Origin of the sequence: Vibrio sp. T20 (assembly GCF_007858795.1) — a bacterium.
Taxonomy (GTDB): Bacteria; Pseudomonadota; Gammaproteobacteria; order Enterobacterales; family Vibrionaceae; genus Vibrio; species Vibrio satsumensis.
The window spans coordinates 174,935-191,713 of record NZ_VFEB01000078.1; the positions used below are offsets into that span (position 1 = coordinate 174,935).

General features: G+C 46.4%; 11 protein-coding genes. 3 read left to right on the plus strand and 8 right to left on the minus strand.

The genetic code is table 11. The features are described 5' to 3' along the window. Positions 1-450 precede the first annotated feature (450 nt). The 3 genes from carA (at position 451) to FTW16_RS06960 (ending at position 5,812) form a co-directional block, all read left to right on the plus strand. The gene (carA, locus tag FTW16_RS06950) at positions 451-1,590 is read left to right on the plus strand and encodes a glutamine-hydrolyzing carbamoyl-phosphate synthase small subunit (RefSeq protein ID WP_048609692.1); all 1,140 of its coding nucleotides are present in this window, start codon (positions 451-453) and stop codon (positions 1,588-1,590) included. Between the two features lie 16 nt (positions 1,591-1,606). Continuing rightward, on the plus strand, positions 1,607-4,837 hold the full coding sequence (carB, locus tag FTW16_RS06955) for a carbamoyl-phosphate synthase large subunit (RefSeq protein WP_146490531.1): 3,231 nt from the start codon (positions 1,607-1,609) through the stop codon (positions 4,835-4,837). Positions 4,838-5,032: 195 nt separating this feature from the next. Continuing rightward, positions 5,033-5,812, plus strand: coding sequence for a TSUP family transporter (locus tag FTW16_RS06960; protein ID WP_060983043.1), 780 nt, complete (start codon positions 5,033-5,035; stop codon positions 5,810-5,812). On the opposite strand, the gene FTW16_RS06965 is transcribed toward FTW16_RS06960, so the two are convergent. The 8 genes from FTW16_RS06965 to gltB all read right to left on the minus strand — a co-directional run bounded on the left by FTW16_RS06965 (position 5,763) and on the right by gltB (position 16,648). Further along, on the minus strand, positions 5,763-6,608 hold the full coding sequence (locus FTW16_RS06965) for a LysR family transcriptional regulator (RefSeq protein WP_060983044.1): 846 nt from the start codon (positions 6,606-6,608) through the stop codon (positions 5,763-5,765). The genes FTW16_RS06960 and FTW16_RS06965 overlap by 50 nt on opposite strands. A 208-nt stretch (positions 6,609-6,816) precedes the next feature. Continuing rightward, a complete protein-coding gene (locus tag FTW16_RS06970; RefSeq protein ID WP_146490532.1) occupies positions 6,817-7,434 on the minus strand; it encodes a TRIC cation channel family protein in 618 nt (205 codons plus the stop codon). Between the two features lie 74 nt (positions 7,435-7,508). Further along, on the minus strand, positions 7,509-8,369 hold the full coding sequence (gene btuF / locus FTW16_RS06975) for a vitamin B12 ABC transporter substrate-binding protein BtuF (RefSeq protein ID WP_146490533.1): 861 nt from the start codon (positions 8,367-8,369) through the stop codon (positions 7,509-7,511). A 1-nt stretch (position 8,370) separates the two neighbouring features. Further along, the gene (locus FTW16_RS06980) at positions 8,371-9,324 is read right to left on the minus strand and encodes a cobalamin biosynthesis family protein (RefSeq protein ID WP_146490534.1); all 954 of its coding nucleotides are present in this window, start codon (positions 9,322-9,324) and stop codon (positions 8,371-8,373) included. Between the two features lie 10 nt (positions 9,325-9,334). Further along, on the minus strand, positions 9,335-10,030 hold the full coding sequence (gene mtnN, locus FTW16_RS06985) for a 5'-methylthioadenosine/S-adenosylhomocysteine nucleosidase (protein ID WP_017630246.1): 696 nt from the start codon (positions 10,028-10,030) through the stop codon (positions 9,335-9,337). Between the two features lie 126 nt (positions 10,031-10,156). Further along, positions 10,157-10,585 (minus strand): DUF1499 domain-containing protein, encoded by a 429-nt coding sequence (locus FTW16_RS06990; RefSeq protein ID WP_017070085.1) that lies wholly within the window; start codon positions 10,583-10,585, stop codon positions 10,157-10,159. A 170-nt stretch (positions 10,586-10,755) separates the two neighbouring features. Beyond that, positions 10,756-12,168 (minus strand): FAD-dependent oxidoreductase, encoded by a 1,413-nt coding sequence (locus FTW16_RS06995; protein ID WP_146490535.1) that lies wholly within the window; start codon positions 12,166-12,168, stop codon positions 10,756-10,758. Positions 12,169-12,184: 16 nt separating this feature from the next. Next, a complete protein-coding gene (gene gltB, locus FTW16_RS07000) occupies positions 12,185-16,648 on the minus strand; it encodes a glutamate synthase large subunit (RefSeq protein ID WP_146490536.1) in 4,464 nt (1,487 codons plus the stop codon). Positions 16,649-16,779: the final 131 nt, after the last annotated feature.

Consider the following 16,779-nt stretch of genomic DNA (forward strand, 5'->3'; position numbering starts at 1 on the left):
TTACAGTGATCCTTCTTCTACTATCCTCCTTTTACTTTCTTATTATCGTCATTTTCCCTTAGTTTAAGTGTTATTTATATTGCCTTTGGTATGTTTTCTGTTTTAGATCTTTAAATTATCATGTTTTCTCTTTGTATTTATCGTTTGCGTTTTGTTGCTGATATTTTTATTACTCTATGCTTAGCTAAAATGAGGGGTGAAAATTAGAAAATCATAATATTCGGTTTAAATGAGCATGAAAGTTGAACTTTTGAAGCTTTGATGGTGTAAATTGGATTAGTCCTTACAAATGTTTAATTTCTTTTACGTTAAATGTTGACACGTATCACGCACATCACTAAAATACCGCCAATTTGTCTAATTTCCATAAACACGCAGTTTCTGGTGTTGCAGGAAGGTAGATTTGCAAATTAAATCAATTTTAATGCATTTTTATTTCTGGAGGTTGTCTTGAAGAAGTCAGCACTACTCGTCCTAGAAGATGGGACAGTATTTCACGGTGAAGCCATTGGCGCTGTAGGTTCTGCAGTTGGTGAAGTCGTTTTTAATACCTCGATGACGGGGTACCAAGAAATCCTCACTGATCCTTCCTATTCTCAACAAATCGTTACTCTTACTTACCCTCACATTGGCAATACCGGAACCAATTCCGAAGACGAAGAATCTTCTTCAATCCACGCTCAAGGCCTTGTGATTCGCGATCTCCCTCTAATCGCTTCTAACTTCCGTAATGAACAATCCCTTTCTGATTACCTTAAGTCGCAAAACGTTGTTGGTATCGCTGATATCGATACTCGTAAGCTGACACGTATTCTTCGTGAAAAAGGTGCTCAGAACGGTTGTATCGTAGCTGGCAACAATTTAGACGAAGCTTTGGCTCTAGCTAAAGCAAAAGAATTCCCTGGCCTGAAAGGTATGGACCTTGCGAAAGAAGTTACAACAAAAGAAGCGTACCAATGGAAACAAGGTTCGTGGACGCTTACGGGTGGACTTCCTGAAGCGAAAGCAGACTCTGAATTGCCATACCACGTTGTTGCTTATGACTTCGGTGCAAAACGAAACATCCTACGAATGCTTGTTGACCGCGGTTGCCGCCTAACGGTTGTTCCAGCTGAAACTTCTGCTGAAGAAGTACTAGCTCTGAACCCAGACGGTGTTTTCCTTTCAAATGGCCCTGGTGACCCAGAACCATGTACTTACGCAATTGAAGCGACAAAAGTGTTCCTAGAAAAAGGCTTGCCAATCTTCGGTATCTGTCTAGGTCACCAGATTCTTGCTCTTGCGTCAGGCGCTAAGACAGTGAAGATGAAGTTTGGTCACCACGGTGCAAACCACCCGGTTAAAGATTTAGATCGTGATGTTGTGATGATTACTTCGCAAAACCACGGCTTTGCTGCTGACGAAGAAACCCTTCCAGAGACACTGCGTGCAACTCACAAATCACTATTTGATGGTTCTCTACAGGGTATTCACCGTACAGACAAACCAGCATTCAGCTTCCAAGGTCACCCTGAAGCAAGCCCAGGTCCAGAAGATGCGGCACCGCTATTCGACCACTTCATTGAATTAATTAAACAGCACACAGCGTAATCCGGAGTAGTAGATAATGCCAAAACGTACTGACATTAAAAGTGTTCTAATTCTAGGTGCTGGCCCGATTGTTATCGGTCAAGCATGTGAGTTTGATTACTCTGGTGCTCAAGCTTGTAAAGCACTTCGCGAAGAAGGTTACCGAGTTATTCTTGTAAACTCGAACCCAGCGACAATCATGACTGACCCTGACATGGCTGATGCAACTTACATTGAGCCTATCCAATGGGAAGTTGTGCGTAATATCATCGCTAAAGAGAAGCCTGATGCAGTTCTACCTACAATGGGTGGCCAAACTGCATTGAACTGTGCTCTAGACCTAGAAAAGCACGGTGTTCTTGAAGAGTTCGGTGTTGAAATGATTGGTGCAACGGCTGACGCTATCGATAAAGCAGAAGACCGTTCACGCTTCGATAAAGCAATGAAAGCTATTGGCCTTGAGTGTCCAACTGCTGATACAGCGAAAACGATGGAAGAAGCTTATAAAGTTTTAGACATGGTTGGCTTCCCTTGTATCATTCGTCCATCGTTTACGATGGGTGGTACTGGTGGCGGTATCGCTTACAACAAAGAAGAATTTGAAGAAATCTGTCGTCGTGGTTTGGACTTATCTCCAACAAACGAACTTCTTATCGATGAATCACTTATCGGTTGGAAAGAGTACGAGATGGAAGTGGTTCGTGACAAAAACGATAACTGCATCATCGTATGTGCGATTGAAAACTTCGACCCAATGGGTATTCACACGGGTGACTCAATCACAGTGGCTCCAGCACAAACGCTGACAGACAAAGAATACCAACTAATGCGTAACGCATCTCTAGCAGTACTGCGTGAGATTGGTGTTGAAACAGGTGGTTCAAACGTACAGTTTGGTATCAACCCGAAAGATGGCCGTATGGTTATCATCGAGATGAACCCACGTGTATCTCGCTCTTCAGCACTAGCTTCTAAAGCAACAGGTTTCCCAATCGCTAAGATTGCAGCGAAACTGGCTGTTGGTTTCACGCTAGACGAGCTAATGAATGACATCACTGGTGGCGCAACGCCAGCATCATTCGAACCAACAATCGACTACGTAGTAACTAAGATTCCTCGTTTCAACTTCGAGAAATTTGCAGGTGCTAACGACCGTCTAACGACACAAATGAAGTCTGTTGGTGAAGTTATGGCTATCGGCCGTAACCAACAAGAATCTCTACAAAAGGCACTCCGCGGCCTAGAAGTTGGCGCGACTGGTTTTGACGAAATGGTAGACCTAGACGCACCAGATGCTCTAACGACTATCCGTCACGAACTTAAAGAAGCTGGCGCAGAGCGTATTTGGTACATCGCTGACGCATTCCGTGCTGGTATGTCGGTAGACGGTGTATTCAACCTGACGCAAATCGACCGTTGGTTCCTAGTTCAAATCGAAGATATCGTTAAGCTAGAGCAAGAACTTAAAGCGAAAGGCTTTGCTGGTCTAAATAAAGACGAGCTAAACAAGCTTAAGCGTAAAGGTTTTGCTGATGCGCGCCTATCTAAGATTCTAGGTGTAGCGGAAAGCGAAATCCGTCGTCTACGTGACCAGTACGATATCCACCCGGTATACAAGCGTGTAGATACGTGTGCAGCTGAGTTCTCTTCAGATACGGCTTACATGTACTCATCTTACGATGACGAGTGTGAAGCAAACCCAACAGACAAAGAAAAAATCATGATTCTAGGTGGCGGTCCAAACCGTATTGGCCAAGGTATTGAATTTGACTACTGTTGTGTACATGCATCACTAGCGCTACGTGAAGATGGCTACGAAACTATCATGGTTAACTGTAACCCTGAGACAGTTTCTACAGACTACGATACGTCTGACCGTCTGTACTTCGAACCGGTAACTCTAGAAGACGTGCTAGCAATAGCTCGTGTTGAGAAGCCAAAAGGCGTTATCGTTCAGTACGGTGGTCAAACGCCACTTAAACTGGCACGTGCTCTTGAAGCGGCTGGCGTACCAATCATCGGTACTAGCCCTGACGCAATCGACCGTGCAGAAGACCGTGAGCGTTTCCAAGTTGCTGTAGACCGCCTAGGCCTACTTCAGCCAGAAAACGCAACAGTAACAACAATGGAGCAAGCGGTAGAGAAATCTCGTGAAATCGGCTTCCCACTTGTTGTTCGTCCTTCTTACGTACTTGGTGGTCGTGCGATGGAAATCGTATACGACGAGCAAGATTTACGTCGCTACTTCAACGAAGCAGTTAGCGTATCAAACGAATCTCCAGTACTACTTGATAGCTTCCTAGATGACGCTGTTGAAGTAGACGTTGATGCGATTTGTGACGGTGAGCGCGTTGTAATCGGCGGTATCATGGAGCACATCGAGCAAGCGGGTGTTCACTCAGGTGACTCAGCATGTTCTCTTCCTGCATACACGCTAAGCCAAGAAATCCAAGACGTAATGCGCGAGCAAGTTGAAAAGCTAGCGTTTGAGTTGGGTGTTCGTGGTCTGATGAACACGCAGTTTGCTGTTAAGAACAATGAAGTGTACCTAATTGAGGTTAACCCTCGTGCAGCACGTACGGTTCCATTCGTATCTAAAGCAACGGGTGCGCCAATCGCTAAGATTGCCGCTCGTGTAATGGCTGGTCAATCTCTAGAGTCTCAAGGCTTTACGAAAGAAATCATCCCACCTTACTACTCAGTGAAAGAAGTTGTACTTCCATTCAACAAGTTCCCTGGTGTTGACCCACTGTTAGGCCCAGAAATGCGTTCTACTGGTGAAGTTATGGGTGTTGGCGCGACATTCGCAGAAGCATACTCTAAAGCTGAATTGGGTTGTGGTCACATCTACCCTGAAGGCGGTCGTGCATTGCTCTCTGTTCGCGAAGGCGACAAAGAGCGTGTTGTTGACCTAGCATCTAAGCTATCTAAGCTTGGTTACCAGCTAGACGCAACACACGGTACAGCGGTTATCCTTGGCGAAGCGGGCATCAACCCACGTCTAGTAAACAAGGTACACGAAGGTCGTCCTCACATTCTTGACCGTATCAAGAATAACGAGTACACGTACATCGTGAACACAGCTGCTGGTCGTCAAGCGATTGAAGATTCTAAAGTACTTCGCCGTGGTGCATTGGCTGAGAAAGTTAACTACACGACGACGCTAAATGCTGCATTCGCGACTTGTATGGCGCACACTGCAGACGCGAAGACGTCAGTAACTTCAGTTCAAGAGCTACACGCTCAGGTTAAAGCTTCTCAAGCTTAATTGACCCAAGTGTATCGCTGTTAAGCGGATATAAATGCTCAAAGCCCACTCTTCGGAGTGGGCTTTTTTATGTCTGTTATTCTGCGGTAACTAAATGATGAATATTTGGAATAGGTTACAATCTTGTGTTTCGTTATTGCTCATCTGCCGTGAGTGGTAACTTGTCGCTATACGAGAATTTAAGGCGCTGGGTATATGGAAATCACTCTAGAAATATTGGCTATCTTGTTTGTTGTTGCAACGGCAGCAGGCTTTATTGATGCAATGGCTGGCGGCGGTGGGTTACTGACTCTACCGGCATTGCTCGCGGCCGGAGTACCACCAACGCAGGCACTGGCAACCAATAAACTCCAAAGCTCATTTGGTAGCTTTTCTGCGAGTTGGTATTTCGTGCGTAACGGTATAGTCAGTATTAAAGAGATGCGACTCGCGATCTTTTGTACCTTTATTGGTTCTGCCATTGGCGCCGAGTTAGTCCAGCACATTGATGCGAGCCTACTGACTAGTGTGATACCGTTGCTGCTTATCGCTATCTCTCTCTATTTCCTGTTAGCACCACAAACCAGAGCGTCTGAGGGTAAACAGAAGATCTCTGAGGCGATGTTTGCGTTATGTGTTGGCGGCGGTGTTGGTTTCTATGATGGTTTCTTTGGTCCGGGCACAGGTTCTATCTTCACAGTTTGTTTTGTTGCTATTGGCCATTTTTCGTTAGTCGATGCTACTGCGCGCACCAAGGTACTTAACTTCACTTCGAATATCGCAGCCTTGATCTTCTTTATTTTAGCAGGCTTGCCAATTTGGGAGCTGGGATTAGTGATGGCGGTCGGCGGCTTTATGGGCGCCCAGCTTGGCGCTAAAGTAGTGGTGACAAAAGGGCAGAAATGGATTCGCCCCCTTGTGATCGTAATGTCGATGCTAATGGCGTCTAAACTGCTTTGGGAACAGCATCAACAATGGATTCTATCAGTGCTTTAACTCGTGGAGACTGATAGCTATTTGGTCTGACACAGATATGAATCGGTCGAATAAGGCCTTCTAGTTCTTGAAAGCTAAATAGGTATTGAGACTCAATATTGAGCGTCTTTACGATAGAGAGCGGGATTAAGGCTGGTCCAGTTCCACCAAGTGCAAGTTGCGCGGCTGCGGTATAAGCATCCATCTCCATCAAGGGTTTAATGCCAAACTTCTCTAATACAGAGAGCTGATAAGAGTTGGCAGGATTGGTCATATCGTTGGTAATCACCAATGGAGGAAGCTCCGTTAGCGGTGACTTACTCACTATGTAAAACGGCTCATCAAACAGGTGGAATGCCATCAAACCATGATGCGGTGGCAGTAAGCCAGCACACAATCCCAAAGTCGCCTTGCCAGATTGTACTCGCTCTATGATTCTCGGCGTGTGGTTGGTGGTAATGGTGATGTACTTATCTTGTTGGATAAATTGCCCCATCATTTCACCTAAATAACCCGCTATCAGCGACTTAGAGCTATCTAAAGTAATGAGAGTGGTATCTTCCAACTCTTGCTGTTCATAAATAAGACCACGAAGTTCATTGAATGTAGGGCCAATACTCTCGATTAATGCAATTGCATCCGGCGTGAGTTTTATCTGTCGGCCACTCGGTTCAATGAGCTTTTTACCTAGCTTCTTTTCTAAATTCGCAATCCGTTTGCTGACCGCTGATTGGCTGATATAAAGCAAACTGCCTGTGCGGCTCATGGTCTTTGCTTTACTCAATACCAGTAGAGTTTCGATTCCTTCGAGTAGCATTGGGTTATATTCATGAAAGTTGGGAATGATTGTGTCAACTTACCTGAAACGCAATCCATTCTCTAGACTTGAAACTAAAGCTTTGAACCAAGTTAGGTATTTTTAGTTATGCTCGCACGTGTAACGCGAGAGCATAATAATTGTGTTGGGGGGAGCTCAAATTAAGAAAGGCTCCTTTGAGGAGCCTTTCTTAATATTTGGTAATGGTCTATTTGATGGCGAAGGTCGGCAGTGATAAGTGCCAACGAATAGCCCCAAGCCTGATCAGCAGCGTTGAGAATACACCGGCTAAAAATGCCGTCTCTGAATCGTGCCCCATGCGAATAGCCATAGTGTGGAATGCACCGCCGATGATACAAGCGGTCGCGTAGACTTCGCTTCGTAGGATCATCGGTACTTCACGGGCAAGTACGTCACGAATAATACCGCCACCACAGCCGGTGATGACACCCATGATGATGGCCACTAGTGCTGAATCTTGATAGATAAGCGCTTTTTCTACACCAATGCCAACAAACACCGCTAGGCCGATTGCATCACATACTGGCAGTATCCACCACGCCAGACGTTTGGGACGCCTTACGATGATCATGGTCAGCAAGCAGGTAATGATGATTACCCAAAGGTAGGTGGTGTCAGTGATCCAAAACACTGGAGTTGCACCCAATGCCATGTCACGAATAGTACCGCCGCCAATTGCGGTTACACTGCCTAGAACGGCTACGCCAAAGGGGTCCATCTTAAGACGGCCAGCGACAAAAACGCCTGAAATAGCAAAGATGGCAGTGCCAAATAAATCGATAATATAAAGCAGCATGGAGTCCATGATACTGGTGCTCTTATAGTTAAAATTATAGGGACAGGTCGGTGGCGAATTGTACGAAAAAACGCAGCAAATAGTTAGTGATTTTGCCTAGCTCTATCGAAGAAATCGCACACTTGTTGGATCGCTTTCAAAGTTCTCGTTGTCGGGCGATTAATCCAGTCAGAATTGAGTGACCAAATCTGATTTTGAACAACTGCTGGGATCTCATCTTCCCATGTTTGCCACATGGTTCCATTCTCAATCGCGTGCTGAGAAGTGAAGATCACTTGCGGTTTTCTTAATATAACTTGTTCAATACCAACTTGCGGATAGGGGGAAGCACTGTCTTCAAAAATATTGTGGCCACCACAAAACTCAAACACCTCACTTGGCCAATGCCCTTGAGCCACAGTGATGATCGGCTTTTCACTAAGCTGATAAAAGTAGTTTACCGGTTCGGCATCTTTATATTTTAGTCTTAACGCGTTGAGCTGTTCTTTGTATTGCTTGGCATTATTTTCACCGATACTCGGGTCGCTTGCGTATTGGCTCAGTTGTTCAATATTGGTCGCGATGCTGTCTAGGCTTTTGGTTTTTGAGTAGTAAATATTGAAACCAAACTGCTCTAGTTTCGCGAGTTCTCTAGGCGGGTTACCTGCAGGCCATGCGAGAATCAGATCTGGCTGCAGTGCGATGATTTTCTCAACCTTGATGCCTTGATAATTTGCCACCTTCTCAAGCTTATCAGCCTGTGGTGGGTAATCACTTCGTTCACTCACCGCAATAAGGTTGTCACCTAGGCCTGCGCTGTACGCTAGCTCGGTCGCATGAGGAGCGAGGCTGATAACACGTTCGGCTGTTGCTACTTCTGTCGCAAATGAAGTGGGTGCCCATAAACTGAAGCTGAGAGTGAATGCGAGGGCAGAGTATCGTGTAACAAGTTGAGAGGGTTTCACTTTAAATCCCTTGGTGAATAATGAGTAAGGCTAGGCTTTGTAAGAATATCCAGATAGCGATGCGACCAAAAAGTAGCTTTTGAACCTGAGATAAATGCAGTGCTGATGGGGCGATTCTGCCGCCTAATTTTGCTCGAATGGCTTTGGTGTTGTCATAAATGGCAGGGCCACCCAATGATAACTCCAGCTTGTTCCCTACGGCTGTAATTAACCATGCCGGGCCGGGTAGAGGCCAAGAGCGACTTTGAACAAGCATCATCTTAAATGTATGAGACGCTTTATCACCACAGACGATCATCAAGGCAAATAAGCGCATGGGTATAAATTCTAGGATAGCGACGATCTTGATTGCCGTTGAGCCAAAAGGAGAGAACTGCTTACGGCTTGGTGACCAAGCTCGAGCTAACTCGACAATCAGGCGATACATCAAAGCGGCGATACCACCACCGACGGCGTACCAGAACAGCACACAAACTACGTTACGAGCGTAACCCATGATGATGGTTTCTGTGGCGGCTTTGCCTAGGCCAAGTGATGAAAGTGATTCGGTCTGACGATTGACAATTGGAGCCAGTAACTGACGAGCGGCGGCTTTATCTTCTCGACCAAGTGCTTTGATCAACTGATTAGCCAGCTTTTCATTATTACGCCAATCAATCGCGAGTAATAACAGTGCTAACTCAAACAGTTGAGATTGCCAAACCAAAGGTTGCAAGGCCAACAGAATAACCAGAGTTGGCAGTACCATTAATCCCCAGGCTAACGTGCCCGAGATTAAGCTTTGGGAATAGTTTTGGTTGTTATTAACCTTGCTTGCTAAAAGCTCAGCAAACTTATGCCATAAGGTCGTGGGGTGTGCGGCATGAGGAATAGGTAAAATTAAATGAAAAAGCAGTGCTCCCCACATTACAAGGAGCACGCCATTGGCAAATACCTGATCAAACAGTGTTTGCATGTCTAGTCGCTTACTTTAGTAGGGCAACCATCTTGATAACCATTTCAGAAGAGCTTTGTGCTGCTAGCGGCAGGAACTCTTCGAAGCTCATTGGTGATTCTTTGTCTGCAACGTCAGAGATTGCACGTACAACCACGAATGGAACTTGGAATTGGTGACAAGCTTGAGCAATCGCAGAAGCTTCCATCTCTACAGCAACCACTGATGGGAAATGCTTACGGATGAACTCTTGGCGTTCAGCTGTGCATACAAATGCGTCGCCAGTACAGATAAGGCCACGAACAGCGTGCTTATCTTCCATTTGAGATAGCGCTTGTTCAGCAACTTGCATCAGCTTGTCGTCAGCTTTGAATGCTGCAGGTTGACCTGCCATTTGACCAATTTCGTAACCGAAAGCCGTAACGTCTGCATCGTGGTGACGAACTTCAGTTGAGATAACCACGTCGCCAAGGTTCAGTGTTGAATCAAAACCGCCAGCAGAGCCAGTGTTTAGAACGACATCTGGTTGGTATTCGCTTAGAAGGATTGAAGTACCAACTGCTGCTGCTACTTTACCAATGCCTGATTGAAGCAAAACAACGTCAACACCATTTAGCTGACCAGAGAAAAAGGTACAACCGCCTTTATTAACTTCAGTAATGTCTGAAATTGCTGCTTTTAGGATCGCAACTTCTTGCTCCATTGCGCCAATGATGCCGATTTTCATGTGTAGTCTCTTAATAAAAATATTTAAACAGTAGAGCGAAATTGTAGCATGGAAGAGAAGTGTCGAGCGACAGCCCTGAGGCACTTCTCATCCGAATAGCTGCGATTTATCTACGTATTCTTTTATCTATTTGATTAGGCCTTCGCTTTTTAGGCTTGCGCGAAGTTGTTCAGCACGTTTTCGGTTCACACCAAAATCAGAATGACCAGTACGAGACTCAGAACGTACGATCAGTTTGCCATCGGTGATTTTAAGTTCTAAGTCATCGACAAAACGCATGATGCGAGAGGTACATTCAACACGCAGGTAATCTTCTGTTTTGCTCGCGGTTTTTGACCCCGGTAAGGTGAGTGCAACCTGCTCAATCGCATCTAGGTTTGCTGAATCTGATAACTCAAACGCGGCCAATGCATGCTGCTCACGGTCATCTTGAGTTGATACGCAGTTTGGTTTGTCTCCACAAGGTGATGAAGTTCTGTCTTTCATGTCCGTGATTCCTTGGCTGCAAGCGGTTAACGTTAAAAGTGATAGCGAGAGGAGAGCGGCTTTTTTCATAGTGTTTCCTATGGCTTGTTTTTAATTCTAATTGTAGTTATCGGTATTGGCTTATTTGTAATTGTTTTACGTATTTTCGTTGTGCTTGTGATAAACGAATCTAATTCAAAAAAGGATCCATAATTGGATCCTTTTTTATAGTAACGAACTGAGTAATAAAGGAAACCCAATCACACTTCTAGGTAATCTAATATCCCTTCAGCGGCTTTGCGGCCTTCATCGATAGCGGTCACTACCAAGTCAGATCCTCGAACCGCATCGCCACCTGCAAAGATCTTGCTATTGGTGGTTTGGTATTGAAACTCTTGTTGTCCGGGAGCCTTGATTCGTCCCCATTGATCCAATTCCACACCGAAAGGTTCTAGCCACTCCATCGCGTGAGGTTGGAAACCAAATGCCATGATAACGGCGTCTGCTTCAAGAACATGTTCACTGCCTGCTACAGGTTCCGGACGACGACGACCTGCTTCATCGGGTTCACCTAGCGCCGTTTTCACCACTTTGACGCCAGTAACGTGACCGGATGAATCGGTTTCCAGTGCTAATGGTTGAAGGTTGAACATAAACTTCACGCCTTCCTCTTTCGCATTCTTCACTTCACGACGAGAGCCTGGCATGTTCGCTTCATCTCGGCGATAAGCACAAATGACGTTAGCTGCATGCTGACGAATCGAAGTTCGGACACAGTCCATCGCGGTATCACCACCACCAAGCACAACCACTTTTTTACCCTTCATGTCGATGAATGGCGTTGGATTATCGAGTTCCATGACCTTGTAGGTATTGGAAACAAGGAATGGCAGGGCATCATAAACGCCCGGAGCTTCTTCGTTGTCTAACCCAGCACGCATGTTTTTATAGGTACCGACACCTAAGAAAACGGCATCATAGTCATCGATCAGTTGTTGTAGTTGAACGTCTTTACCGACTTCGGTATTCATCTTAAATTCAACGCCCATCCCGCTAAAAATACGGCGACGGTTTTCCATGATACCTTTCTCTAGTTTGAACGATGGGATACCAAACGTGAGCAGGCCACCGATCTCCGGATAGCGGTCAAATACTACGGCCTTCACACCGTTTCGAACTAAGATGTCAGCAGCAGCAAGACCGGCGGGGCCTGCGCCGATGATTGCGACCTTTTTGTCGGTCCACTCGACATGCGACATGTCTGGTTTCCAGCCCATCTCAAACGCTTTGTCATTGATGTATTTTTCAATGTTGCCGATGGTGACTGCGCCGAAATCGTCGTTGAGGGTACAAGAACCCTCACACAAACGGTCTTGAGGGCAGACTCGGCCGCAAACCTCAGGCAAGCTGTTGGTTTGGTGAGACAGTTCAGCTGCTTCGATAATGCGGCCTTCATTGGCAAGCTTGAGCCATTGAGGGATGTAGTTATGGACTGGACACTTCCATTCACAGTAAGGGTTACCACAGTCTAAACAGCGGTCAGCTTGCGCCTTGGCTTGTTGCTTAGTAAAAGGTTCGTAGATCTCTACAAACTCAATCTTACGTATCTTGATTGGCTTCTTCGCTGGGTCTACGCGATTCACATCAATAAATTGGTATACATTCTGGCTCATTATTGGCTCCTTCCAATTATTGCGCTTGAACACGAAGTTCAGCAGAGCTTCGGCTTTGGTGACCGAGCAAGGTGTTGAGATCCGCCGTCTTTGGCTTCACTAGGTAGAACTTCGGAATCCATTCATCAAAGTTCGCCAGAATCGCTTCAGCGTGTACTGAGCCCGTCTCTTCTAAGTGCTCTGCAATCAAGCCACGTAAGTGTTCTTGGTGGATGTATAAGTCAGATAGAGAAAGTGCCTCGACCGACTCGTTGTTCACTCGGCCTTGGAAGTCTTCGTTCTTATCCATCACATAAGCGAAGCCCCCCGTCATACCTGCGCCGAAGTTCACTCCAGTTGCGCCAAGGATGGCCACAATACCGCCTGTCATATACTCACAAGCGTTATCACCTGCGCCTTCAATCACAGCGACGGTACCAGAGTTACGCACGCCAAATCGTTCGCCTGCAGTACCTGCAGCAAATAACTTGCCTCCGGTTGCGCCATACAAGCAGGTATTGCCGATAATGGTCGCTTCGTTACAAACAAATGCAGTGCCTTGGTGAGGTTTGATAACCACCTTACCGCCCGCCATGCCTTTGCCGACATAGTCATTGGCATCACCCGTTAGGTAAAGCTCGACGCCACCGGCGTTCCAAACTGCGAAAGATTGGCCTGCGGTACCGTCGAGATACAATTTGATTGGTGAGCCTGCCATACCTTGGTTACCGTAACGTTTCGCTATTTCGCCTGAGATACGGGCGCCTATTGAACGATCGGTATTGATCACGTTGTAGTAGAGGCTGGTGGATTGTCGCTTCTCAATCGCATCGAGTGCATCATCAAGGATATGCTGGTTGAGCTGAGCCTTATCAAATGGTGCGTTTGGCTCGGTCCAAAATAACGGGTGACCTTCTGGAGATACCGGAGCTTCGAGTATTGAAGATAGATCGAGTTTGCTCTGTTTCGCTGTGAGGCCTTGAACGGCTTCTAGTAAATCAGTACGACCTATTAGATCGGTGAGTTTTTCTACACCAAGCTCAGCAAGGTATTGGCGAACTTCATCGGCTAAACCAGTAAAGTAGTTCACCACCATATCAGGCAGGCCTTTGAAGTATTCGCGGCGCAGTGTTTCATCTTGAGTCGCGACGCCAGTCGCACAGTTGTTTAGGTGACAAATTCGTAAGAACTTACAACCCATTGCGACCATTGGTGCGGTACCAAAGCCAAAGCTTTCAGCACCTAAAATCGCGCCTTTAATCACATCGAGACCCGTTTTCAATCCACCATCGACTTGCAGGCGGATCTTATGGCGAAGCCCGTTAGCAACCAGAGCTTGCTGGGTTTCCGCTAGCCCTAGCTCCCAAGGACAGCCAGCGTATTTCACCGAAGTCAGTGGGCTTGCCGCGGTACCGCCGTCGTAGCCTGAAATGGTGATCAGGTCGGCATAGGCTTTTGCCACGCCAGTTGCGATTGTGCCTACACCCGGCTCAGAAACTAGCTTCACTGAAACCAAGGCTTTGGGGTTCACTTGTTTAAGATCGAAAATAAGCTGCGCTAGATCCTCGATAGAATAAATATCGTGATGTGGAGGAGGAGAGATCAGTGTCACCCCTTGCACGGAGTATCTCAGCTTAGCAATCTCTGCCGTGACTTTATGACCTGGCAGTTGACCGCCTTCGCCTGGCTTCGCCCCTTGTGCGACCTTGATTTGCAGAACATCTGCATTGGTTAAGTAATGTGGTGTTACGCCAAATCGACCAGAAGCTATCTGTTTAATACGCGAGTTACGGTCGGTGCCAAAACGTCGTGGATCTTCACCGCCTTCGCCTGAGTTTGAGTAACCGCCCAAACGGTTCATCGCCATAGCTAATGCTTCGTGGGCTTCTGGGCTCAGGGCCCCAATCGACATCGCAGCAGAGTCAAAGCGTTTAAAAAGATCGCTGCTTGGCTCTACTTGCTCAAGCGTTAGTGGCTTATCGGCTTTTTTGAGACTCATTAAGTCACGCAGCATAGCGGCAGGGCGAGCATTTACTTGTTTCGCAAAAGATAGGTAATCCGAAGTTTCGCCGGTTTTAACTGCCGTTTGCAGCGTCCCTACCACATCTGGGTTATAAGCGTGGTATTCGCCACCATGGACGTATTTCAGTAAACCACCGTGCTCGATTGGCTTACGCTTAGTCCAGGCTTTACGAGATAAATTATAGGTATCTTGCTGGAAATCGCTAAAGCTTGCGCCTTGGATTCGTGTAGTAACTCCGCGGAAACAGAGCTCAACAACATCGGAATGTAGGCCAACGGCTTCGAAAAGCTGCGAACAGCGATATGAAGCAATCGTAGAAATACCCATCTTCGACATGATCTTATACAGACCTTTGTTAATGCCGTTTTGGTAGTTTTGCATCGCGGTACGATAGTCTTTATCTAAAGATCCATCATCCAACATTTTTCCTAACGCTTCATAAGCGAGGTATGGATAAACTGCGGTTGCACCGAAGCCAAGCAGCACTGCAAATTGGTGAGGGTCACGTGCAGTTGCGGTTTCAACCACGATATTGGCATCACAACGTAGGTTGTTGTCTGCAAGTTTGGTTTGCACAGCTCCGACAGCCATCGCAGCTGGAACCGGCAGTTTACCTTTCTCTAAGTTTTTATCTGAAAGCACAATTAAAACGGCACCGTCACGCACTTCTTGTACCGTACTATCACACAAGTCATTGATGGCTTGTTCGAGATCTTTTTCTGCTGGGTCATAGTGCATGCTAAGAATAGCGTGGCCATAGTGTTTTTGATTTAACTGTAGAAGTTGCTGCATGTCAGAGTAGAGCAGAACTGGTGAGTTAAATGTCACACGGTAGGCGTGACCGTCCGTTTCGCAGAACACGTTCATCTCTTGGCCGATACTGGTCGCTAAAGACATCACGTGCTTTTCACGCAAAGGATCGATCGGTGGATTGGTGACCTGTGCAAACTTCTGACGGAAGTAATCAGTGACTAGTCGCTCTTTCGAAGAGAGTACTGCCATTGGCGTGTCGTCGCCCATTGAGCCGACCGCTTCCTGTCCCATGTCACCAAGCACGCGTAATACTTGATCGGACTCTTCGTTGCTCATCGCAAACTGTTTTTGGTAGGTCTTGAGCGTGTCATCGTCGAAGCTACGCTTACCCACTTGGTTATCATCAAGCTCAGAAAATGGTGTTAGCTTGTGAACGTTCTTTTCCATCCACTCTTTGTAGGGATGACGCCCTTTTAGATCATTATCGATTTCATTAGATTGCCATAGCTTGCCTCGGCGTGTATCGATAACGAGTAATTCTCCCGGACCAACGCGACCTTTCTCTGCGACTTCATCTGGCGCATAGTTCCAGATACCGACTTCGGATGCTAAGGTGATCAGGTTGTCTTTGGTGATGACATAACGCGCAGGACGTAAGCCATTTCTATCTAGATTACATGCAGCATAACGACCATCAGAAAGTACGATGCCAGCAGGGCCATCCCAGGGTTCCATGTGCTTGGAGTTGAAGTCGTAGAATGCACGTAGATCGGGATCCATGTCTGGGTGGTTTTGCCAAGCGGGCGGCACCAGCATACGCATCGCTCGGAACACATCCATACCACCGGCAAGGAACAAGTCGAGCATGTTATCTAGGCTCGATGAATCTGAGCCTATCTCATTCACAAAGGGTGCAGCCGTTTGTAAATCGGGCAGCAGCGGTGAAGAGAATTTGTAAGCACGAGCTTTAGCCCACTGGCGGTTACCTTCAATGGTATTAATCTCACCATTGTGCGCCAAATAGCGAAATGGCTGAGCCAATGGCCAACGTGGTTGTGTATTGGTTGAGAAACGCTGGTGGAACAGACATATCGCCGATTCCATGCGTAAGTCAGCAAGATCGAGGTAAAATCGCGGAAGATCGGCCGGCATACACAGACCTTTGTAAACCATGACTTGTGTCGAAAGGCTACAAATATAGAAATCTTTGTCTTCGGTGATCTGCTTTTCAATTCTACGGCGAGCGATATAAAGGCGTCGTTCAATATCGCGTTCACGCCAACCCGCAGGGGCTGAGATAAAGACTTGCTGAATATTGGGTACCGAATCTTTGGCAATCGGACCTAATACGTCGGTGTTGGTCGGCACTACGCGCCAACCTGCAACAGTTAAGGTCTCTTGAGCGAGCTCTTTATTGACGATGTCTTGCGCGGTTTGCGCTTTGATTGGATCTTGGCTGAAGAAAATCATGCCGACAGCGTATTGCTTGCCGAGCTTGAAGTTATTCTCTTCTGCAATAATTCTAAGATAAGAGTCTGGCTTTTGTAGTAATAAGCCACAGCCATCCCCGGTTTTACCATCCGCAGCGATACCACCACGGTGTGTCATGCGATCGAGGGCTGAAATAGCAGTTCGTACCAACTTATGACTCGGTTGGCCTTCCATTTGCGCTATTAAACCAAATCCACAGTTGTCTTTTTCAAGACTAGGATCATATAGAGCCATTGCAATTCTCCCTTTTGCTTCTCTGTCATCCAGACAGTAAATGACTAACTATTCATATACTTGTTATTTTTTATAAGCTTGTTCTTACATAAACTGATTGTTTGTTTTAGCCAGTTAAAACGTTATCGGTT